19 protein-coding genes and 1 pseudogene are annotated in these 22,389 nt (G+C 64.2%); 12 read left to right on the forward strand and 8 right to left on the reverse strand.

The genetic code is table 11. The annotated features are described in order from the left end of the window. Positions 1-101: 101 nt before the first annotated feature. The 3 genes and pseudogenes from CK228_RS02190 to ftsZ form a co-directional block, all read right to left on the reverse strand. On the reverse strand, positions 102-1,373 hold the full coding sequence (locus CK228_RS02190) for an ABC transporter substrate-binding protein (protein ID WP_095786711.1): 1,272 nt from the start codon (positions 1,371-1,373) through the stop codon (positions 102-104). Between the two features lie 36 nt (positions 1,374-1,409). Then, a complete protein-coding gene (locus tag CK228_RS02195) occupies positions 1,410-2,453 on the reverse strand; it encodes a substrate-binding domain-containing protein (protein ID WP_095786712.1) in 1,044 nt (347 codons plus the stop codon). Positions 2,454-2,706: 253 nt separating this feature from the next. After that, positions 2,707-3,663, reverse strand: a pseudogene (gene ftsZ, locus CK228_RS02200) (cell division protein FtsZ); the annotation flags it as partial. A 555-nt stretch (positions 3,664-4,218) separates the two neighbouring features. On the opposite strand from ftsZ, the gene CK228_RS02205 reads away from it, so the two are divergent. The 3 genes from CK228_RS02205 (at position 4,219) to CK228_RS02215 (ending at position 6,785) form a co-directional block, all read left to right on the forward strand. Next, positions 4,219-4,917, forward strand: a complete 699-nt coding sequence (locus tag CK228_RS02205; RefSeq protein ID WP_095771182.1) for a GntR family transcriptional regulator — start codon at positions 4,219-4,221, stop codon at positions 4,915-4,917. A 289-nt stretch (positions 4,918-5,206) separates the two neighbouring features. Further along, a complete protein-coding gene (locus CK228_RS02210; RefSeq protein ID WP_095786713.1) occupies positions 5,207-6,562 on the forward strand; it encodes a glutamine synthetase family protein in 1,356 nt (451 codons plus the stop codon). A gap of 58 nt (positions 6,563-6,620) precedes the next feature. Further along, on the forward strand, positions 6,621-6,785 hold the full coding sequence (locus CK228_RS02215) for a helix-turn-helix transcriptional regulator (RefSeq protein WP_179295777.1): 165 nt from the start codon (positions 6,621-6,623) through the stop codon (positions 6,783-6,785). 11 nt (positions 6,786-6,796) lie between these two features. Here the strand turns inward: CK228_RS02215 and CK228_RS02220 are convergent, their stop codons facing one another. The 4 genes from CK228_RS02220 to CK228_RS02235 form a co-directional block, all read right to left on the reverse strand. Continuing rightward, positions 6,797-7,609, reverse strand: a complete 813-nt coding sequence (locus CK228_RS02220) for an amino acid racemase (protein WP_095786714.1) — start codon at positions 7,607-7,609, stop codon at positions 6,797-6,799. Then, a complete protein-coding gene (locus tag CK228_RS02225; protein WP_095786715.1) occupies positions 7,606-8,967 on the reverse strand; it encodes a cation:dicarboxylase symporter family transporter in 1,362 nt (453 codons plus the stop codon). The genes CK228_RS02220 and CK228_RS02225 overlap by 4 nt, the downstream gene beginning before the upstream one ends. A gap of 1 nt (position 8,968) precedes the next feature. After that, positions 8,969-9,799, reverse strand: coding sequence for a transporter substrate-binding domain-containing protein (locus tag CK228_RS02230; RefSeq protein ID WP_179295778.1), 831 nt, complete (start codon positions 9,797-9,799; stop codon positions 8,969-8,971). A 353-nt stretch (positions 9,800-10,152) separates the two neighbouring features. Beyond that, positions 10,153-11,013, reverse strand: a complete 861-nt coding sequence (locus CK228_RS02235) for a MurR/RpiR family transcriptional regulator (RefSeq protein WP_095786716.1) — start codon at positions 11,011-11,013, stop codon at positions 10,153-10,155. 164 nt (positions 11,014-11,177) lie between these two features. Between CK228_RS02235 and murA the strand changes: the two genes are divergently transcribed. The 9 genes from murA (at position 11,178) to CK228_RS02285 (ending at position 21,961) form a co-directional block, all read left to right on the forward strand. Next, complete coding sequence (gene murA, locus CK228_RS02240; protein ID WP_095786717.1) at positions 11,178-12,434, forward strand: UDP-N-acetylglucosamine 1-carboxyvinyltransferase; 1,257 nt, start codon at positions 11,178-11,180, stop codon at positions 12,432-12,434. Then, positions 12,431-13,315, forward strand: coding sequence for an N-acetylglucosamine kinase (locus CK228_RS02245; protein ID WP_095786718.1), 885 nt, complete (start codon positions 12,431-12,433; stop codon positions 13,313-13,315). Before murA ends, CK228_RS02245 begins: the two co-directional genes overlap by 4 nt. Positions 13,316-13,477: 162 nt before the next feature. After that, a complete protein-coding gene (murQ, locus tag CK228_RS02250; protein WP_095786719.1) occupies positions 13,478-14,401 on the forward strand; it encodes an N-acetylmuramic acid 6-phosphate etherase in 924 nt (307 codons plus the stop codon). 124 nt (positions 14,402-14,525) lie between these two features. Then, positions 14,526-16,043 (forward strand): ABC transporter substrate-binding protein, encoded by a 1,518-nt coding sequence (locus tag CK228_RS02255; RefSeq protein WP_095786720.1) that lies wholly within the window; start codon positions 14,526-14,528, stop codon positions 16,041-16,043. A gap of 34 nt (positions 16,044-16,077) precedes the next feature. Further along, a complete protein-coding gene (locus CK228_RS02260; protein WP_095786721.1) occupies positions 16,078-17,037 on the forward strand; it encodes an ABC transporter permease in 960 nt (319 codons plus the stop codon). Next, on the forward strand, positions 17,037-17,876 hold the full coding sequence (locus CK228_RS02265) for an ABC transporter permease (RefSeq protein WP_095786900.1): 840 nt from the start codon (positions 17,037-17,039) through the stop codon (positions 17,874-17,876). The genes CK228_RS02260 and CK228_RS02265 overlap by 1 nt, the downstream gene beginning before the upstream one ends. Continuing rightward, positions 17,873-19,621: an ABC transporter ATP-binding protein gene (locus CK228_RS02270; RefSeq protein ID WP_095786722.1), complete on the forward strand. Its 1,749-nt coding sequence runs from the start codon at positions 17,873-17,875 to the stop codon at positions 19,619-19,621. Before CK228_RS02265 ends, CK228_RS02270 begins: the two co-directional genes overlap by 4 nt. Positions 19,622-19,844: 223 nt before the next feature. After that, entirely contained in the window at positions 19,845-20,846 is a 1,002-nt protein-coding gene (locus tag CK228_RS02280) for a serine hydrolase (protein ID WP_095786724.1), read from the forward strand. Then, positions 20,846-21,961, forward strand: coding sequence for an anhydro-N-acetylmuramic acid kinase (locus CK228_RS02285; protein WP_095786725.1), 1,116 nt, complete (start codon positions 20,846-20,848; stop codon positions 21,959-21,961). The genes CK228_RS02280 and CK228_RS02285 overlap by 1 nt, the downstream gene beginning before the upstream one ends. Here the strand turns inward: CK228_RS02285 and CK228_RS02290 are convergent. Next, positions 21,958-22,380, reverse strand: a complete 423-nt coding sequence (locus tag CK228_RS02290) for a GNAT family N-acetyltransferase (RefSeq protein WP_095771195.1) — start codon at positions 22,378-22,380, stop codon at positions 21,958-21,960. The two genes, CK228_RS02285 and CK228_RS02290, sit on opposite strands and share 4 nt — an antisense overlap. Between the last annotated feature and the right edge of the window lie 9 nt (positions 22,381-22,389).

Below are 22,389 nucleotides of genomic sequence, written 5' to 3' on the forward strand. Positions count from 1 at the left end.
GCCCCCTCGGGAGGATGTCTTATCGTTTGACCATGATCTTTTGCGAAAACCGGCTTCCACTTTTCGCTGACGCGGTCCTTCGGTTCGGGATCATGGTCCGCCTATTCCACCGGGCAAGCGCCCTGGGATGGCTTGTCGGGCGCCCAGCATGGCGCCTTCGCCTGGTCGATGATCGCCTTCAGGGCGGCGGCCTGCTGTTCGAGGACGCCGTGCACGTCCTCACCGCCGAGCACGATGCGCTCGAAGGAGTCGGTGTAGACCTGGTTGAACTTGCCGCCGAGGTCGCCGAGCCCCATCGGCAACAGCGCCGGCACTGCATCGGGAGCACCGGTCATGGTGGCGATGGCAGGGCCGAACGCCTTGACCGAGGCCGGCATGTCGTCGGGCAGCTTGACGTCGACGACGGGGAAGAAATTGGTCGCCTTGAGCGTCGCGATCTGTGTTTCCGGCTTCAGCATATAGGCGGCCAGCGCCTTGGCCTTCTCCTGGTCCGGCGAGGTCTTCGGAATGGCAATGCCGGCTACGACAGGCATGAAGCCGCGACCGTCGGGCCCGGCCGGCGCGGGAAAAGCGACAAACTGATCCGGCTTCTTGTTGAAGGCATCGGCGAGCCGCGCGACATGGTCGAACGCCACCCAGACTTCGCCCGAAAGCAGCGGCTCCTGCATGAAGGCATAGTTGGTCGAGTTCGGGTTGGTGTACTGCCACAATTCCTTGAACTTGTTCCACGCCGTCTCGGCCTCGGCCGAACGGAATTTCGTGACCATCGAACCGGTGTAGGACGGATAGAGAAAGCCTTCGAAGAAGCGATGCTTCAGTCCCTTGGGGCCAGCCGGAAAACCGAATTTCGGCGAGCCGGTCTTCTCGGCGATGTTCTTCGACCATTCGATCAGCTGGTCATAGGTGATGGTGTTGAGATCGGTGCCCGCCGGCAGATATTGCAGCGCCTGCTTGTTGGCCGCCATCAGGTAGGTGGCCTGCATCCAGGGCAGGTATTTCTGCTCGCCGGTGCCGAGCATGCCGAGCTTCTTGTAGGCCTCGTTGACCTTGACCCCGCCGACATCGACAGCCGACAGGTCGACAAGATTGGCGCCGACCGTGGAGAAATCGCCGTGCAGGCCGCCAAGCAGGCCGATCGTGCCGGAGCCGGCCTGCAATTCCGCCTGCAGGCGGGTGAGCCAGGGACCGTCCTCGGCAACCTGATAGTCGACCGCGTCTTCGAAGCCTTTCAGCACCTCGTCGCGCATCTTCTGCGTCTCCTCGACCGGGCGCGCCTGTGTCGACCAAAACAGCACCTGCTGAGCCTGGGCGCCACCGACGGCGATCGACAGCGCCAGCGCGGCACCAGCCAGTGTCTTCAATGCTCTCATCATGGTCTTCCTCCCTGGATATGCGCCGGCATTGCGGCGTCAGCTTCTTGTCCGTGGCGCCGGCCCATGGCTTGCCCGCGCTACCAGTGTCGGCCGGATCAGCCGCGTCAGCGGCTTGCCGGGTTTCTCGGCAATGACAGTGAGCAGCATGTCGGCGATCTCGCGCGCGCAGTGGCGGATCGAGGCGTCGAATGTGGTGAGGCCCGGCGGCGCATAGGCGGAGGCGGCGATGTTGTCGAAGCCGATAACGGACAGGTCGCGCGGCACACCGAGCCCCGCACGGGCGGCCTCCTCCATCACGGTCAGCGCCAGTTCGTCGAACAAAGCGACAATGGCCGTCGGCCTGTCGGGGCCTCGCAGCATCCGGTTGACGGCCTCGATGCGCGCCTCTTGGTCGAAGCGCGGCGCCGTGACCACGTCGAGCCGCACCGAGGGGTCGCCCCGCCGGGCGATGGCCGCGGCAAGGCCATCTTGCCTGAGATGGCGAAAGGTCATCGCTTCCGAGATCGTCACCAGGCCGAAATGGCGGTGGCCGAGATCATAGAGCATGTCAAAGGCTTCGCCGAAGGCGTGCGCGCCATCCGTGTCGAGCCAGTTGTAGCCAAAGTCGCTGTCGAGCAGCCGGCCGTGAGCGACGAACGGGAAGCCACGCTCGCGCAGATAGGCAAGGCGCTCGTCGGTCTCGGCAATGCGGGTGACGACGACGCCATCGGCGCGCCCCGATTCGACGACGTGGCGCAGCACCGACAGTTCGGAATGGCCAAGTGCGGCCGTGGCCAAAATGAGGTCGGCGCCATGCGAGACCAGCCCTTCGCCGAGCCCGGTGACGAATTCGCCCAGGAAGGAATCGACAAGATTGGGGCCGCGTATCGGCAGGACGAGGCCGACGAAACCGCTGCGACCCGAGACGAGCGTACGCGCCGCGGTGTTGGGCACATAGCCGGCCTGGCGCGCCGCCTGCGCGACGCGCTCACGCGTCTTCAGCGCGATCTGCTCATGGCCGGCAAGCGCCCGCGAAACCGTCGTGATCGACAGGTCGAGGCTTGCCGCAAGCTCCTTCAGCGTGATGACGCGGGTGGTCATCGATCCTCCCTCACGCGAGTTTGAAACGTTTGTAATTGCCTTTTGCAAAAATGCAAACGTTTTAAATTTCGATCGGAGATGGCCGCTTTGCCCGAACATGGAGCGCAAGCAAGTGCGGCGCGCCTGCGTCATTCCGCAGGCCGCCTCCCCAAGGCTCCGTCAATTCGAGGAGAAAAGTCTACTGCAAGATCCGTGCCGCGGACGGCATGGAATGGTCATGCGCGATGCCGGCATCGGCGTCGCCGATCGCCCTATCGAGACCGGTTGCTACCACGGAAACCCTGAAACGGCCTTCCATGCTCTTGTCGAAGATGGCGCCGACGATGATATCGGCATCCTCGTAGACCTCTTCGCGGATGCGGGTGGCGGCCTCGTCGACCTCGAACAGGGTCATGTCGCGGCCGCCCGATATCGAGACCAGCACGCCCTTGGCGCCCTTCATCGACACTTCGTCGAGCAGTGGGTTGGCGATCGCGGCTTCCGCCGCCTTCATCGCCCGGCTTTCGCCTGATGCCTCGCCGGTTCCCATCATGGCGCGGCCCATGCCCCGCATGACCGATTTGACGTCGGCGAAGTCGAGATTGATCAGGCCTTCCTTGACGATGAGATCGGTGATGCAGCTGACGCCGGAATAAAGCACCCGGTCGGCAATGACGAACGCATCGGCGAAGGTGGTCTTGGCATCGGCGATGCGGAACAGGTTCTGGTTCGGGATGACGATCACGGTGTCGGCGGCTTCGCGCAGCCGCTCGATGCCCTCCTCGGCCATCTGCATGCGGCGCCGGCCCTCGAAAGTGAAGGGCTTGGTGACGACGCCCACCGTCAGTATGCCGGCCTTGCGCGCCGCTTGCGCGATGATCGGGGCAGCGCCGGTGCCGGTGCCGCCACCCATGCCGGCGGTGACGAAGCACATATGCGTGCCGGCCAGATGATCCATGATCTCGTCGAGCGATTCCTCGGCCGCGGCGCGGCCGATCTCGGGCAGCGAGCCGGCGCCCAGACCTTCGGTGACATGCGCGCCAAGCTGGATCAACCGCGTCGCCTTCGACATGGTCAGCGCCTGGGCATCGGTGTTGGCGGCAATGAATTCAGTGCCCTGAAGCTGCTCCACGATCATGTTGTTGATGGCGTTGCCGCCACCGCCGCCGACGCCGATAACGGTGATCTTGGGCCTCATCTCGGAGATTTCCGGCTTCTTGAACTCGGCCATGCCTGCTTCTCCTTCGCCAATTGCGCGCGCTTCACGACCCACGAGCAGACTGTCTGCAAGACACTGCAATCGAGCGGCATGACGCGAATCAGTCCGCTCGGATGGGTGCCCCAAAAAGCCAGAGAGCGGCCGGACGTGCAAGTGCGCGCAAGGTCAAGATTTGTGAGCGCGATATTGCAAACCGCCACGCGGATGCCGCGTGCCTGCAACCCAAGCCGAAAGGCCAGCAATTACGCTGCCCAGCGAACGTTGCGCCGAGGCGAACGCGATACATGGCGCCGACGCTGATCATGCATGCCAATCACAGACAAAGCCGGCTGCGTTGTCCGTGCTGCGCGAAACCGGGCTGCAGGACAATCTCCCGCCTGCGCCGGCATCGTGTCGCGCGACCTGCCCTTGGCCGCATTGCTGACGGCTTGCCGCGTAACGATTGAGGCGTCTATCATGCACCGATATATCGCTGACTTCGGCGTCCGCCGTGCTCGGCCCAATCAGGATCACCTGCGGCTGCCGTCGTCAGGCCAGATTTCAGAACGAACGAAGTAGCGCCCGCCAATGGCCGACAGAACACGATTCGGGCTGAGCGCCATCGACAGCGTACCCCTGCATGAGAAGGTCTATCTGGAGCTTGTGCGGGCACTGATGTCGGGCCAGTTCACGCCCGGCCAGAAGCTGACGTCGCGCAAGCTCGCCAAGGAACTCGGCACCAGCGACATGCCAGTGCGCAGCGCCTTCATGCGGCTGCAGGCGCTGCGCGCGCTAAGCCCGATGCCGAACGGCAGCGTCGAAGTGCCGGTCATTTCGGCCGAACGGTTTTCGCAATTGACCGCCGTGCGCACGATTCTGGAAGGCTCGGCGACCGAACTCGCGACAAAGCGCATCAACGGCAACAATCTGCGGACGATCCGACGCCACAGCACCGAATTGACCCTGGCTGCGCGCGAGGGCGATATCGACGACTATCTCAGGAAGAATTACGCCTTCAAATTCTCGATCTATCGCCATTGTGGTAACGAGCAGATGATCTTCCTGATCGAGACCGTGTGGATGCAGGTCGGCCCCTTCCTCAGGAACCTCGCCATGGGGTTCGAGGACGATCTCGCCTCCATCCTCGACATCGACTATCACGAGGAAGTCGTCGCCGCGATCGAGGCGCAAGACGCGGCGCGTGCTCGCGCGGCCATCGCTCGCGACATCGACGAAGGCGCGGCGCACATCCTGCGCCAGGCCAGATTTCCGGGCGCCAGAGGCTAGGATTGGACGGCGATAGTCGCTCGCCCCAAAGGCCGATCGTGCCAGCCCGGCGGCGAAGCAGGCATGCCGAATGCCCCTTGGCTTTCCGCCTTCTAGCCTCTATGTTGCGATCGCAGATCGCGCAATTGGTTTTGAAATGCCTCCCGATATCCCAGCTAGTGACTTGAAAAAATAAGGAAAAATATCCCGCAGTGGCTGGATAGGCTTTCCGAAAACTCACAAGCATTTTTTACCAGGGATAGCGCAGCCGGCAGGGCTTGGGCACCTTCGAAAACCAGAGGTTTTAAAATTGAGCGATGCAATTGCGGACGTTCTGAGCTGGCTTGAAAGCAGAAGCGACATACAGAGCCTGAGGGCGGCGGTGTGCGACCTCAACGGCGTCATGCGGGGAAAACGCATACCGGTGGAGCAGGCCCGCAAGGCGCTGAAAGGCAAGCTGCGCATGCCCTATTCGCTGATCGGGCTCGACATCTGGGGCGAGGATATCGAAGGCAACACGCTGGTCTTCTCCACCGGCGATGCCGATGGACTCTGCCAATGGACGGGACGCGGCATCCTACCGGTGGACTGGACGGCGCATCCGACCGCGCTTGTCCCGCTCTGGCTCGCCGATGAAAGCGGCGCGCCGTATCTCGGCGATCCCCGGCGGGCGCTGGCCCGTATCCTCGACCGCTACAGGGCGCTCGGCCTGACCCCGGTCGCGGCAACGGAACTTGAATTCTATCTGGTTGATCCGCAATCGCAGCGGCCGGTCGGCCCTGTCTCGCCGGTCACCGGGCGGCGCCTCGATTCCGACGCGGCGCTGTCGATCGACGAGATCGACGATTTCGAAGCCTTCATCCACGACGTCTACGAAGCCTGCCGGGCGCAAGGCATTCCCGTCGACACGGCGATTGCCGAAAATGGCGTCGGCCAGTTCGAGATCAATCTGAACCATGTCGCCGACGCGCTGCGGGCGGCCGACGACGCCGTGCTGTTCAAGCGCACGGTGAAGGGCATTGCCCGCAAGCACGGCTTTGCCGCCTGCTTCATGGCCAAACCCTATGGCGACCGCGCCGGCAACGGCTTTCACGTCCATTTCAGCCTGGTCGACGCCGAAGGGCGCAATGTGTTCGACGACGGCACCGACCAGGGCTCGGAAACCATGCGCCACGCGGTCGGCGGGCTGTTGGCGGCGATGGCCGAGAGCACGCTGGTGTTCGCACCGCACTTCAATTCCTACCGCAGGCTCCGCCCGCGTTCCTATGCGCCGACCGCGGTCGCCTGGGGTTACGAGAACCGCATGGTCGCGATCCGCATTCCCGGCGGCCCGACCGGAGCGCGCCGCATCGAGCATCGCGTGTCGGGGGCGGACGCCAATCCCTATCTGGTGCTTGCCGCCATATTGGGCGCGGCCCTGATCGGCATCGAAAGGCAGATGTCGCCGGGCGAGCCGACCGGGAGCGACGGACAAGGCGCGGCACCAGCCAAGCTGCCGCCGGACTGGGCCTCGGCGATCGCCACCTTCGAAAGCGGTACGCATGTGGCGGAGATCTTCCCGGCGATCCTGCGCGACTCCTTCGTCGCCTGCAAACGCCAGGAGTTGAATACGTTTGCTCTCAACGTCAGCGATTTCGAGATCGAGACCTATCTCGAAAGCGTTTAGGCTCAACTGACCATAAGCATCGGCGCGGACGACTTTCCAGCAGCCGCATTGCTGGCAGATGCAGACGCGGATCGGCAGGCCGAAGGCGATGATGGCACATGACGCCGCCGCGCTTGCCGCGGAAGCGACCGGCTTCTTCGGCCAGGCGCATCTGACGCGCGTGTTCAAGTCCGTGGTCGGAGTGACGCCCGGCGCCTGGATGAAGAGCGCCGGCAGCCCGTGACATTTCCACCTTCATGGAACCGAGCATCTAGCCAGTATGACAGAACTGGCGTGCAGCGATCGGTCATGTCCCGGCAGCTGCGGTACGGCCAGCAGGCCCCGAGCGTCTTGCGCACCGAAACCCAATCGTGTCAGACAGGCTCGCGCCAGGGCCGCATTGCTGTCGATGACGACCAATCCACTGACATCGTTGAGGCTGGCGGCCACCACCGACAGTTCGGTGCAGCCAAGAAGGGCGGCATCGGCGCCGGCCGTTTGCGCGATATCAAGCGCGCGCTCGGTCTCGATCGCCGCCTCCATCGTCGAACCGGCCTTGACGAGACTGATCGCGTTGTCCACGCGCTCCTGGAACTCGGTGTTCGCGGGAAGGCAGAGCCCAAATCCCGCCGCCGACATCTTGTCCTGATAGAAGCCGGAGACCAGCGTGCCCTGGGTGGCGAGAATCGCAACCCGGCCCCGGTCCAGGCCACGACGCGTTTCGGCCACGGCTGCGTCGCCGATATGGACGATCTGCGCTTGCGAATTCGCCGCCAGTTGGTCGTACCAATGATGGGCGGTGTTGCAAGGCATGGCAATACAGGTAACACCGAGCACATTGAGCGTCGAGACCGCGGCTTTCAGAGGCGCCAGTGGTCCGTCATGGTTGCCAAGGATCGCCTCGGTCCTGTCGGGCAGCTGTGGCACGCTGAGGATGACGGCAGGCACATGGTCGTTGTCCCGGAATGCCTGGGTCATTCGGGTCAGCTTGAAGTAGAAGTCGGCCGATGCAAGCGGCCCGAGGCCGCCGATAATGCCGAGTTGGGGACGGATGCTGTCGTCGATCATCGGACCGGCTCGGCTTCGAGGTGTTCCGAGACGGTTTCGACAGGCTGCGTCGCCTCCCTGTGGCTGGGCGCGATCATTGCCGTGCTCGCGGCGACCGTGCAAACGCTGGCCAGCGTCATGAACGTGTCCACGGCCGCATCCACCGCGACGAACAGGGCGAACGCCGCTTCAAAGGGGAGCTTCAGGTAGCCGCACACGATGGACATCTGGGACAGGATGAGCAGGCTGCCCATGCCGCCGGTCGTGAGTGCGAGAAGCGCGGAAGCGATGCCGACGAGCACCAGGTCCGACACGCCGAGCGGATGGCCGTAGAGCTGGGCGATGAACAGGGTGCCCGAGGTGTAGAGCAGCGCCGGGCCGGTGCGCAGCAACGCCGCCTGCAGCGGCACCAGCAGTTCGACGACCACCAGGTTGAACCGCAGGCGCTCGCTCAACAGGTTGATGACCCACGGCAGCGAAGCGACGGTGGAGCGCGTGGTGATGGCCACCATCAGCAGGGGCTGGCAGGTCTTGATCGTCGTCCAGTAGCTGCGCCGCGACCGGATGGCGATAATGGCAAAGGCGCCGGCGACGAATATGAGGCAGGAAAGCCCCATCACCAGCAGGTAACCGCCCATCAGCATGAGCGGCTTGGTCCCGGTCGTCGCGGTCTGGTCCGCGATCAGGATGAAGGTTGCGAAGGGCAATCCCCAGATGAACCAGTTGGTCAGGACCGTACAGGCCCGGTAGACCGCGTTGAGCGCCTGAGTCAGGCTCATGGACGAAGGTTGGGGGATCTTGCCCATGGCGAGCCCGAAAAGCAGGCAGAACAGCAGGACCTGGATGGTCTGGCCCGAGGCCAGCGCGTTGAAGACATTGTTCGGCACCAGGTCGAGCAGGATCGAATGCCCGGTGTCGGCGCCTTCGTTGGATGGCGGCTGGAACGGGAAGGCGAGATCGGTGGAGACGCTGCCCTGCGAATTGATGAACTCGCCAAGCTCGATTCGCGACTGGGGGTTCTCGATCTGGCCCGGCTGGAGGATCAGCGACAAGCTGCCGCTCACCAGTACGCCCAGGAACGACACGACCAGAACGGCCATACCCACCTTGCCGAGGTAACGCACCGATTTGGGGTCCTGGACCATCGCCGTGATGGAGAAGATGACCGACGAGACCAGGTAAGGCAGGACGACCATCTTGAGGAAATTCAGGTAGAGCTGCGCGACAGGGCTGATCGCATGGGCAAAGGCCGGATAGTAGAGACCGCACAGGATCCCTGCCCCGATCATCGCGAGCGTCGTTACCGGCGAGCGCAAGATGCGCCTTGCCGCGAGGCGCCAATCGAAAGGCACGGGACCGGCTACGTCGGAGATGGCCATGTCAGGCTTTGCTCCCCTGGCGATAGCGGGCGATGATCTCGTCCGTGTTGAGGACCTGCTGCCCCCGGGCGAGATCGAGATAGAGGTCGACAAAGGCCGCGAGGTGCGGATTGTCCGGCCGCACGCCGACGGCGATGGTGTCGACCTTGTCGGTCAGCGTGATCGAGCGCGCGACGACCGTCATCGACGGATCGTCGACCATCAGTTTCTTGATCTCGAAATCATCGCGGTAGGCCATGTCGAGCGTCCCGTTGCGGATCGCATCGATGATCAAATCCCAGCTGGCGAAGCGGCGGATCTGCGCCTGCGGGAAGGTTGTCGGCGCATAGGTGGCGAATGAAGAGCCCTCGATCACGCCGAGATCGCCCGTGAAATCGCGGATGATCAGCTCGGGCGGCTTGCCTTGCGCGATACGCGCAAGGTTGAGCCGGTTGGCGATCAGCCCTTGGCGCAGCATGGCGTAGGGCCGGGAATAAACGATCGACCGACCGCGCTGAAGGGTCCGGCTGAGCTTGCCGATCGCCAGATCCGCTTGGCCGGAACTCACCAGGTTCACCATGCCGTCGAATGTTGCGGCGGAGCGGTCGAACATCGGCTCCACGCCAAGCTGCGCAGCGATGCCGTGCGCCAGTTCCATGTCTATGCCATTGTCGCCCAGCCCATCGGCCGGGAAGAACGGATTGGAAGCAAAAGCCGGCATTGCGATACGCAACACATCGCCGCCTGCGACGGGCTTTGGGGCGTCCTGCGCCTGAGTGCTGGCCGCCTGAGCCTGCGAGATCAGCAACCCACCGCTTCCGGCCATAAGCAGCGTACGACGCGTAACCGACATGCGCATTCTCAATTCGTGCGGGAGAGCAAGCAAGCAGGTCTGCCCACTCCGCAGTATGCACGCGGAGGTTAAGTAAGCGTATATTTTACATTGCGCTCTTTCTGGATAGTGAGCGAAGCGGCACAGCATCTCAAAATATAAGTATTTCCTGATAGATAAGATCGCGGAAATGGGCGCGTTGCTGCACGTTTGAGGGCAATCGCGAGCCGACCTGCCGGTTCAAGCCGGTGGTTGGATCGGCACCGGGCGCGCCTGGCCGAAGGCCGTTCGTTCAAGCTGAGGGTGCACACGACCTGGTAGCGCTTTGCTGACCCCGCCAGCGATAACCCATCCGCCGACCAGGCGGCCCACGCCTACGAGGACCGCTCGGCCTTCAGCACCGAGACCGCCGCCTCGCTGTTGTGGACATAGTCGTTGGCGTCCGGCTGCTTCTGCAGAAAAAGGATGAACAACAGATCGGTCAGCGTCAGCTGCGCGTCGCGTGCGGTGATTGAGGAGGAGCGCGCGCGCTCCTCGTCGGCGATGGTGTAGAGGCGGATGTCGGCGACCCGGCTCAGCGGATTGTCGTGCAGGCCGGTGACGGCGATCACTGTCGTGCCGCGCTTGGCGGCGAGCTCGGCGATGCGCAAGGTTTCGATGCTGGCGCCGGAATAGGACAGCGCGAACAACACGTCGCCAGGCCCGAGCGTCGCGGCATTGGCCATCTGGATGTGGCTGTCGCTGTCGTGCAGCACGTTGCGGCCGAGCTTCATCAGCTTGTAGGAGAAATCGCGCGCCACCAGCGAGGAGGCGCCGACGCCGACCAGATGGATGCGGCGCGCGCCATCGAGCAGCTCCAGCGTCCGGGAGATGATGCGCTCGCTGTTGGCGGCGACGGTCTGCTGCATCGATAGAAGCTTGCTGCCGATCAGTTTCTTGAGGATGACCGGATAGGTGTCTCCAACCTCGATCGAGCCGTGGATGACGCCGGCCGGCACCTGCCAGTCCTGTGCCTTGGCCTCGCTGACGGCGAGCTTGAGCTCCTGGTAGCTGGCATAGCCGAGCTTCTGGCTGAACTTGACGACACTCGACTGACTACGGCCGATCTCGGCTGCCAGCGCTGCCGTCGACAGGCGCAGCATCTGGTCGGGATTGTCGACGATGTACTGGCCGATCTCGCGGTCGCCGGGCGCCATGCCGTCGAGCTTCGCATTGATCTTCTTGAGAACGGACATGGACCCTCAGGAGCGCTTCGATGCTCGGAGGAATAAAATATTCCAATTTCGATTGACAGCCAAGAACGCAGAATTAAATCTCGAACCTGCCAGGTTCGAGAATCGAATGGCTCTCCCGGAGAGACCCGCCTCTGACCGGGCTTTCGCCACGAAAGGGTTCAGCCATGGACAGATTGCGGATCGTCGGCGGACCAAGACTGGAAGGCGCGGTCACCATTTCCGGCGCCAAGAACGCTGCCTTGCCACAGATCGCGGCCGCCCTGCTCAGCCCCTACCCGCTCGAGCTGACCAATTTGCCTGATGTGACCGACGTCGAGAACATGCTGGGCGTGGTGCGGCTTCACGGCGCCGAAGTGACGCGATCGGCGCATGCCGCGATGATCGACACAAGTGCCGCCGTTTCCAAGGAGACATCCTACGACACGGTACGAAAAATGCGCGCGACGGTGCTGGTTCTGGCGCCGCTGCTGGCCCGTTTCGGCCATGCCCGTGTTTCGCTGCCGGGCGGCTGCGCGATCGGCGCGCGGCCGGTCGACATGCATGTCGCCGCCCTCGCCGCGCTCGGCGCCAAGATCGCCATCGAGAATGGCCTGATCGTCGCTTCGGCGCCGAGCGGGCTGACCGGGACGCGCATCGTGCTCAGCTCGCCGTCCGTCGGGGCAACGGAAACCGCCATGATGGCGGCGACCACGGCCAGGGGCGAAACCGAGATCCTCAACGCGGCGCGCGAGCCGGAAGTGGCCGATCTCGCCGCTTGCCTCAACGCCATGGGAGCGCGCATCGAGGGCGCCGGCACGCACCGCATCCTGATCGCCGGCGAGACAGGCTGGCACGCGGCCCGACACGACATTATCCCGGACCGGATCGAGGCCGGGACCTATGCCATCGCCGCGGCAATCACCGGCGGCCAGCTCGAGCTCACCCATGCCCGGCTCGAGCATATGGCCTCGGTGGTGCAATTGCTGGAAACCACCGGCGTCAGCGTCTGGCCCGGCGATCGCGGGCTCATCGTGTCGCGCGACCGGCCGCTCAAGGCCGCCGATCTCACGACGGAACCCTATCCGGGGTTTCCGACCGACCTGCAGGCACAGTTCATGGCGCTGATGTGTTGCGCCGAGGGTGCGTCGCTGCTGCGTGAAACCATCTTCGAGAACCGCTTCATGCATGTGCCCGAACTGATGCGCCTCGGCGCCAACATCAAGCTGCAAGGCACCATGGCTTTGGTGCGCGGCGGCGAGAAACTGCATGGCGCGCAGGTGATGGCCACCGACCTGCGCGCCTCGGTGTCGCTGGTTCTGGCAGCGCTGGTCAGCGAAGGCGAGACGATCATCAACCGCGTCTATCATCTCGACCGCGGCTATGAGCAGTTGGACCGCAAGCTGCGGCTTTGCGGTGCCGACATCGAGCGGCTGAGCACATGAGCGGCGCTGACTATTTTCTCGGCGTCGATGGTGGCGGCACCGGCTGCAGGGCTCGTATCGAAGATGCGGAAGGCTACGTGCTTGGACAGGGCCTGTCCGGCCCGGCGACGACGCGGCTCGGCATCGACGCGGCCTGGGCCTCCATAGCCAAAGCCTTTGGTGCGGCGATCGAGGAGGCTGGCTTTGGGCCGAGCGAGACCTCCCGGATCCGCGCCGGCATCGGGCTTGCCGGTATCGGCCGGAAGGGCGCGTTGGAAGTGCTGCGGGCGATCGCGCACCCCTTTGCGAGCATCGATTACGTCAGCGACGGTGTCGGCGCCTGCCTGGGCGCCCATTCCGGCAGGGATGGCGCCATCGTAATTGCCGGGACCGGCTCGATCGGCCTCGGCTTCGTCGAAGGGCGCGACCTGCGCGTCGGCGGCTACGGCTTTCCGATCTCCGACGAAGGCAGCGGCGCCGATCTCGGCCTGAAAGCCGTGCAAATGGCGTTGCGCGCCCATGACGGGCGGCACGAGCGGACGGCGCTGCTGGCGGAAGTGATGCAGCGCTTCGAGGGCGATCCCATGGAAGCGGTCGCCTGGATGGACGGCGCCAGCGCCACGGATTACGCCGCGCTGGCGCCGATGGTGATGCGCCATGCCGACCAGGGCGATCCGGCCGGACGACGCATCGTGCAAAGTGCCGCCGAGCAGATCGACACGCTGGTGCGGGTGCTGTTCGAAAAAGGCGCGCCGCGTGTGACCCTGCTGGGCGGCCTCGCCAGTCCGCTCGAACCCTGGCTTTCGCCCGATGTAAGGCGCCGCCTGAAGCCCGCCGACGGCGACGCCGTGTCCGGTGCGATCATCCTTGCCAAGAGATCATTCTGCGTAGGGCAGGCTTAGCGACATAGGAATAAAATATTCCAATTTCCTGTTGACGATACGAATATCCAATTCTAAAAAGTTAACAAAGAAAAACCTGTGATGACGGACCCAAGGTCCGTGTGCCTGGAGCCCGTTGAGCCATGTCGGACGCCGGCAGCAGAATTTTTTGAAAGCACTGGAATGACCGAGCAAGGGTTGATGTCTGAGCTGGACCTGCTGGTTTCCGAAGGCCGCAATCCGCGGACGATGGATATCGACCTGCTGCCGACCATCGATGTGCTGCGCAAGATCAATGACGAGGACAGGATTGTGCCTGTGGCTGTCGAAAAGGTGCTGCCGGAAATCGCCGCCGCGGTCGACCGGATCGTGCTTGCCTTCCAGAAAGGCGCGCGGCTTATCTATGTCGGCGCCGGCACCAGCGGCCGGCTCGGCGTCCTCGACGCGTCGGAATGCCCGCCCACCTTCCGCGTGCCCGAGGACATGGTGATTGGCCTGATCGCCGGCGGCCCGGACGCTTTGGTGCGGTCGACGGAAGGTGCCGAGGATGATCCGAAAATGGGCGCGCAGGCCCTGCAGGAGATCGGGCTCACACCGGACGATGTCGTGGTGGGCATCGCCGTCAGCGGGCGCACGCCTTACGTCATCGGCGGACTGAACTATGCGAAGCAGGTCGGCGCGACTACGGTTGCCCTGTCCTGCAATCCGGCATCGACCATTGCCGGCATCGCCGACATCGCCATCTCGCCGGTCGTCGGGCCTGAGGTTCTCACCGGATCGACCCGGCTGAAGTCGGGAACGGCGCAGAAACTGGTGCTCAACATGCTGACCACGGCCTCGATGATCCGCATCGGCAAGAGCTATGAGAATCTGATGGTCGACCTCAACCCGTCCAACAAAAAGCTGGTCGCGAGAGCCATCAGGATCGTCATGCAGACCAGCGGCTGCACGGTGCAGCGTGCCAAACAGGTGCTCGCCCAGACCGGCAATGATGTGAAGCTGGCGATCCTGGTGGCGATCACAGGCTTCGATGTCGAGGCGGCGCGCGCGGCGCTCGGCAAGGCCGGAGGTTTCCTGCGAAAGGCGATCAGCGACAGGACGGCATGAAGCCGCTTTAGACAAGACGACGTGAAGCCGCATAGACTGGGCCGATACTCCAAAGCATGTGTGTCTTGGAAGCGGTCCGTAGAAACTGCAAGGCCTCAAGTTCAAATCATAATGGGAGACGAAAATGGCAAGGCATCTCACAAGAACACTCCTGTCGGCCATCACGGTTGCCGCGATGCTCGGCGTGGCTGTGGTTTCGACACAGGCCGCGACGCTGCACATGGCGTGGTCGCAGGACGCCACGGGACTTGACCCGCATAAACAGACGGCCTTTTCGTCGCTGCGGCTCCTGGAACTGATCTATGAGCCGCTGGTGCGCGTCGATGCCAGCCTGCAGATCATCCCGGCAATCGCCACTTCCTGGGAATTCTCCAAGGACGGCAAGGAGCTGACCTTCAAGCTCGATCCCAAGGCGAAATTCCAGGACGGCACGGCCGTCACCTCCGCCGACGTCAAGGCCTCGTTCGAGCGCATCCTCGACGAGAAGACCGGCGCGGCCGCGCGCGCCAATTTCCTGTCGATCGCCGGCATCGACACGCCTGATGCGGCCACCGTCGTCTTCCATTTGTCGCAACCCGACGTGCCGATCCTGACGGCGATGAGCGATGTCAACGCGGCGATCGTCCCAGCCAGTGAAATCAAGGCCGGGTCGATCGGCACCAAGGCGCTTGGTTCCGGCCCGTTCAAGCTCGACAAATGGGACCCCAACGCCAAGGAGGTGCTCAGCGCCAACAAGGACTGGGCCGGCGGCGCGACGGGCGTCGACGGCATCGAGATCAGCGTGCTGCCGGACGAAGCGGCGATCCTGGCCGCCATGCGCACCAAGCAGATCGATTTCGCCCTGCTCAACGATCCGCTGGTCGCGACACTGGTGCCGAAGGAGGCCAGCCTGCAGCTGAACCGCGTGCCGGTGCTTGCCTATCACGTGCTGCAGCTCAACCCGTCGCGCAAGCCGATGACCGAGCTCAAGGTGCGCCAGGCGATCTCCTGCGCCATCGACCGGCAGGAGGTGCTGGACACGGCTTCGCTGGGCGAAGGCAAGGTCACCGGACCGCTGACCATCCCAGCGCTGGCGACCGATCCGAGCCAGCTGTTCTGCTACAAGCGCGATGTCGAAAAGGCCAAGAAGCTGATGGCCGAGGCCGGCTTTGCCGACGGCTTTTCGGCGACCGTGATCGGCGCCACCGGCGAGCCGCCGACGGCGGCCGCGGAAGCCCAGGTCATCCAGTCGCAGCTGGCTGAAATCGGCGTCAAGCTCGACATCAAGATGATGGAGCTCAACGTCTATGTCGACGCCTGGCTGAAGGGCGATTTCGACATGGCGATCGCGCTCAATGGCGGCCGCGCCGACCCGTACACGATGTACAACCGCTACTGGACCAAGGCAGGCAATCTGCAGAAGGTGGCCAACTACATCGACGACACGCTGGACAGCCAGATGCAGCAGGGCCGCGCCGAGACCGAACCGGCCAAACGCAAGGCGATCTTCGCCGCATTCGAGAAGCACCTCGCCGAGATGTCGCCGTGGATCTGGCTCTACACCTCCTACAGCTACACGGCCCAGCAGAAGAACATCGCCGGCTTCGTGCCGACGCCGACAGGCACGCTGTTCAGCCTGAGCAAGGTTACCATCCAGAAGTAGCCGCAGCAGGCATTGGACGAGAGGTATCCTTCGCGTGAACTATCTGATGCGACGACTGGCGACGTTTCCTCTCGTCCTGCTTGGCGTGTCCATCCTTGTCTTCGTGGCGATCCGGATGGTGCCGGGCGATTCGATCACGGCGATGCTGGGGACGGAGGCGGGGCTGCTGACGCCGGCACAGCGGGATTCGCTCGCCGCCTATTTCGGCATCGACCAGCCCTGGTTCGTCCAGTACTGGCGCTGGATCGGCGGCATCCTGCACGGCAATTTCGGCATTTCGGTCACCTATGGCAGGCCGGTGCTCGATGTCATCCTCGAACGCTTCCCGCTGACGCTGGAATTGGCTCTGCTGTCGATGGTCATCGCGCTTGCCGTCGGCATGCCGGCCGGCATCTATGCCGCCACGCATAGCGACAAACCGTCCGATCTCGGGGTCCGCGTCGTCGCCATGATCGGCCAGTCGACGCCGAGCTTCGTGCTCGGTCTCTTGATCATCTACACGCTGTCGGCCGGCTTCGGCGTGCTGCCGGCGATGGGCGAATTCGCGCCGCTCTGGCAGGATCCCATGCGCAATCTCAGCCAACTGATCCTGCCCGCCATCACGCTCGGCTTTGCCTTCGCAGCGTCGGTCACGCGCATATCGCGTTCGGCCATGCTCGACGTTTTGAGCGACGACTATGTACGCACCGCGCGCAGCAAGGGGGCGTCGGCCCGCAGCGTCATCTGGCGGCATGCGCTCCCCAATGCGCTGATCCCGGTGGTGACGCTGAGCGGCATCGAATTCGGCTATCTCCTGGGCGGCGCCGTCATCGTCGAGCAGATTTATGCCTTGCCCGGCCTCGGTCGCATGGTGCTGGACGCCATCCTGCAGCGCGACTACGCGCTGGTGCAGGGAGCCGTGCTGTTCATCGCCTTCAACTTCATGATCGTCAATCTCCTGGTCGACCTCGCCTATGTCGCGCTCGATCCGCGCATCCGGCTGGGAGAGCAATGATGCGCATCCTGCGCGCCATCTTCGGCCATGGCAGCGGCCGCATCGGCGGCGTCATCGTCGGCATCTATCTCATGATCGCCATCCTCGGCCTGCTCGGGCTGACGCCGTACAATCCGATCACGCAGTTCCGCGTCGACCGGCTGCACGCACCGAACGGCGCCTACTGGATGGGAACCGACCTTTTCGGCCGCGACGTCGCCAGCCGATTGATGGCCGGCATCGGCCAATCCTTCACCGTCGCCTTCTTCTCGGTGGCCTTCGCGACCCTTGCCGGCACCGTGCTCGGGCTGGCCGCAGCCTGGCTCGGACGCCGCTGGGATAGCGTGGTGATGCGCATCATGGATGTGCTGCTGGCCTTCCCCGCCATCCTTCTGGCGCTGCTCATCGTCACCGTCGCCGGGCCAGGCACATGGACCAGCGTCGTTGCCATCGGCATCGTCTACACGCCGATCTTCACGCGCGTGGTGCGCGGCCCTGCCCTATCGCTCAAGGCACGTGAATTCGTCGACGCCGCGCGCACTTTCGGCAGCAGTCCCAGCTACATCGTCACGCGGCACCTGCTGCTCAATCTGGTGGCGCCGCTGACCGTGCAGGTGACGCTGGCGCTGGCCTGGGCGCTGCTGACGGAAGCCGGGTTGAGCTTCCTTGGGCTGGGCACACAGCCGCCCGCCTCCTCGCTCGGCCTGATGCTGAGCGACAGCCGCAATCTGATGGAGACCGCGCCCTGGCTGATGATCTTTCCGGGACTGACCATCATGATCAGCATCCTCGGCTTCAACCTGCTGGGTGATGCCTTGCGCGATATCCTCGACCCCAGAATGCGGAGGGCGCCGGCATGACGCCGCTGCTGTCGGTCCGCGATCTGCACGTCGGCTTCGGTCGCGATCCGCACGCCAATGGGGTGGTGCGCGGCGTCAGCTTCGACCTTGCCGATGGTGAAACACTTGCCATTGTCGGCGAAAGCGGCTCCGGCAAATCCGTCACCGCGCTGTCGATCAACCGGCTGATCGATTTTGGCGGCGGCCGCATCACCGGCGGCGCGATGACGCTGAAGCGGGCCGACGGCAGCCTCTTCGACCTGATAGCTGCCACCGAACCGCAGCTGACCGGCATTCGCGGCGCCGAGATCGGCATGATCTTCCAGGAGCCGATGACCTCGCTCAATCCGGTGCTGACCATCGGCACGCAGATTGAGGAATCGTTCCGGCTGCACCGCGGCCTGACCGGCCGGCAAGCCACGGCGGCGGCCAGGGACGCGCTCGACCGCGTGCGCATTCCAGATGCCGCGCGGCGGCTGAAATACACGCCCAACCAGCTGTCGGGCGGCATGCTGCAAAGGGTGATGATCGCCATTGCGCTCGCCTGCAATCCGCGCCTGCTGATCGCCGACGAGCCGACCACCGCGCTCGACGTCACCGTGCAGGCGCAGATCATGGCGCTGCTGGCCGAGCTGAAGCGCGAAACCGGCATGTCTGTCATCTTCATCACCCACGATATCGGCCTGGTTGCCGGCATCGCCGACAACGTGATGGTGATGCAAAACGGGCAGGCCGTGGAGCAAGGCGAGCTGAACCAGATCCTCGACAGGCCGCGGCACCCCTACACCCAGCATCTGCTGCAGGACGTGCCGCATTTCGCCAATGGAAGCGCGACCCGCGCGGACGGCCTGCGCGACAAGGGTGAAAACACGGAGCCGGCCTTGAAGGTCGACGGACTGGTGGTGCGGTTTCCCCTCAAGAGCAATTTCTTCAGCCGCGCCACCGGCGCCGTGCATGCCGTCGACGGCGTCGACTTCGACTTGATGCCGGGCGAGACGCTGGCCGTTGTCGGCGAGAGCGGCTCCGGCAAATCGACAACCGCGAAGGCCGTCCTCGGACTGGTGCGCTCGACGCGCGGCAGCTTCTCGGTCGGCGTTAGAGCGGCTTCTGCGGAGCGCAGCGCCAAGCCCGTGCAGATGGTGTTTCAGAACCCCTATGCCTCGCTCAATCCAAGGCTGGCCATCGAAAGCATCCTGGCCGAACCGGTGATCGCCAATGGTGGTCGTGTGGACACCGAGACACGCGCCAGAATGGCGAGCCTGCTGGAACGCGTCGGCTTGCCCCGAAATAGCCTGGGGCGCTATCCGCATGAATTCTCGGGCGGCCAGCGGCAGAGGCTGTGCATTGCCCGCGCGCTGATGCTCAACCCGTCGGTGGTCGTTCTCGATGAGGCGGTGTCGGCACTGGACGTCTCGGTGCAGGCCAAGGTGCTGGAGTTGCTGGTCGAATTGCAGCGCGAGTTCGGTCTGGCCTATCTCTTCATCTCGCACGACATGGCGGTGGTCGAGCGGATCGCGCACCGCATCGCCGTCATCTATGCCGGCCAGATCGTCGAGATCGGCGACGCGGCCTCGGTGCTGTCGAAACCGAAGCACTCCTATACGAAGAAGCTGATCGCCGCCGTCCCGACCATCGAGCGGCGGCGCGAGCATTTCGAGATCGACACACGCCAGGTACCGTCGCTGGTGCGCCCGCAAGGGTTCGAGCCGGCGCCGGCGAAGTGGGAGCAGTTCGGCAGGGATCATATGGCGAGGGTCGAGGCGTGATGGCCCAGGGATATCTCAGGTTGGCGGGACAGCGCCCCCCTCTGCCCTACCGGGCATCTCCCCCACATGGGGGGAGATCGGATGTCGTCGCGGCTTTCGCAAATCTCCAACGTTGGAAGGTTGGCGGAACATCAACGCTGCTGATCTCCCCCCTCGTGGGGGAGATGTCCGGCAGGACAGAGGAGGGCGCGAAGGATCTCGGCCTTTCAAGAGGAGGGTGGCGTTGAGCGACCTCGCCCAGCTCTTCGACCGCGCTTTCCAACCACTTGCAACAGCGGTGTCCACCAAGCGCATTCCCGGCGGCGTGCTCGGCATTGTCGACAGCAATGGCCATCACATCGTCAGGGCAATCGGCTCGGCGCACCTCGTGCCCAAGCAGCGTCCAATGACCGTCGAAACCTGGTTCGACCTGGCATCGCTGACCAAGGCCATCTTCACCACGCCGCGCATCCTGGCGCTGGCGGAAACCGGCGTCATCGATCTCGACGCGCCGCTGACCTCCGTGCTGCCCGACCTTCGCCAGTACGATCAATCGGCGTGGGAGCGGAAGGTGACATTCCGCCAGTGCCTTGGCCACCAGACCCCCTTCCCGGCAGTCGAACCGATCTACACTTACGGGCGCGATCCCGAATTGCTGCGCACCTTCATCCTGCAGCGCGAATGGCGAGCCCGTGACCCCGTCTATTCCGACATCAATTTCATCCTGCTCGGCTTTGCGCTGGAGCGGCTGTCGGGCAAGACCATCCGCGACATGGATCCCGGCACCGGATTTGCCTGGTCCACGCAGCCGGATGCCGCCGCGGCGACCGAGGACTGCACCTGGCGTCATCGTGTGCTGTCCGGCGAGGTCCACGACGACAATTGCTCGGCGCTGCAAGGCGCCGGTCATGCCGGGCTGTTCGGCACGGCGGCTTCGGTGCTTGATTTCGCGCAAGGGCTGCTGTCCGGTGCTTCCAAGAATTCGACCGCGCTGATGCGCACGCCCTTGTCCGCCACCCGCACCCATGGCTGGGAGCGCTCCTATGACGGCTGGTCCGGCGGGGCCTTGTGCAGCCCGGGAACGATCGGCCACACCGGCTTTACCGGCACCGGCCTGTGGATCGATTTCGACAAGGGCAAGGCCTGGACCTTGCTCACCAACCGGATCCATCCGACACGTCATTTCGACAGCGGAATCGTTCAGCTTCGGCAAGCGGTCGGCGATCTGATGAATGGAGTTCAATGATGGAACCAATCTGGGCCGTCGGCCTGATGACCGGCACCGTGCTTGACGGCAATATCGACGTCGCGCTGATCAAGACCGATGGCGAGCGCATCGATGATTTCGGCACCTACCGGCTGATGCCTTATCCCCCATCGATCCGCTCGCTGCTGGAAGAGACGCTGACGGCGGCGCGGGCCTGGAATTTTGTCGGGCCGGAACCGGCGATCTTCCGCAAGGCCGAGGAAGCGCTGACGCGTGCCCAGTCGGCGGCGGTCAACGAATTGGTCGAGGGCTACGGCATGACGATGGCCGATATCGGCGTCGTCGGCTTTCACGGCCAGACGGTGCTGCATCGCGCACCGCAGGTCGGGCGGCTCGGCCAGACGCGGCAATTGGGTGACGGCGAGCTGATGCATTCCCTGTTGGGCACCAAGGTCGCCTACGATTTCCGCTCGGCCGACATGCGCGCCGGCGGGCAAGGCGCGCCACTGGCCGCCGCCTATCACACTGCTCTGATGCGCAGCGCCGGCGCCAGTGGCGAGGTGGCCGTGCTCAATCTCGGCGGCGTCGCCAACATCACCTGGTGGGACGGCGCCGACAATGTCGTCGCCTTCGACACGGGACCGGCCAATGCGCCGCTCAACGATTTCATCAAATCGAAGGGGCTCGGCGACATGGATCGCGACGGCGCGCTCGGCCGCGCGGGCAAGGTCGACGAGGCCCGGCTCGCCAAGCTGTTACAGCATCCCTATCTGACCAAGCCCTATCCCAAATCGCTGGACCGTTTCGATTTCGGCGCAGCCATGGCCGACGGCCTCAATGCCGAGGATGGCGCGGCCCTGCTCACCGCCTTCACGGCCGGCGCCGTCGGCAAGGCACTCGACCTGTTGCCGAGCCGGCCCCGAAAATTGGTGGTCAGCGGCGGCGGGCGCCACAATCCGACGATGATGGCAATGCTCGCGAACCGCGCCGGCATCGAGGTGGTGCAGGCGGAAAACCTCGGCTGGAGCGGCGACGCGGTGGAGGCAGAATGTTTTGCCTTCCTGGCGGTGCGCGTGCTGCGCGGCCTGCCGATCAGTTTTCCAAGCACCACCGGCGCGCCGCAGCCGATGCGCGGCGGAAAGCTTGCCGGTTAAACCAGTTTCTTCTGCAGGAAGATGCGGCTGCGACCGACCGGGAAATCGGCCAACGTGCCGAAGGGCTGATAGCCCTGGCGCTGGTAGACCTTGGCGGCGTTTGGATTGAAGGTGTCGATCCAGGCGTTGTTGCAGCCGCGCGCCACGGCTTCCTGTTCGGCCGCGTCCAGCATCCGGCCTGCCATGTGCTGGCCGCGCAGCCTTTCATCGACCCACAGCCATTGCACGTAGAGCCAGCCCCAGGCGGTATAGCCCGAAATGCCGGCGACGACCGCGCCATCCTCGTCGCGCACAAACACGGCGAGCGCCTCTCTTTCGGACGCGCCGACATCGCCGTCGTTGAATGCCGTCAGCCGTTCGGCGAGAAAGGCGAGGTCTTCCGGCAAGGGGTTTGCCGTTGTTTCGAGTGTCGTGTTCATGGGCTCTTT

The organism is Mesorhizobium sp. WSM4312, assembly GCF_002294875.1.
Classification (GTDB): Bacteria; Pseudomonadota; Alphaproteobacteria; order Rhizobiales; family Rhizobiaceae; genus Mesorhizobium.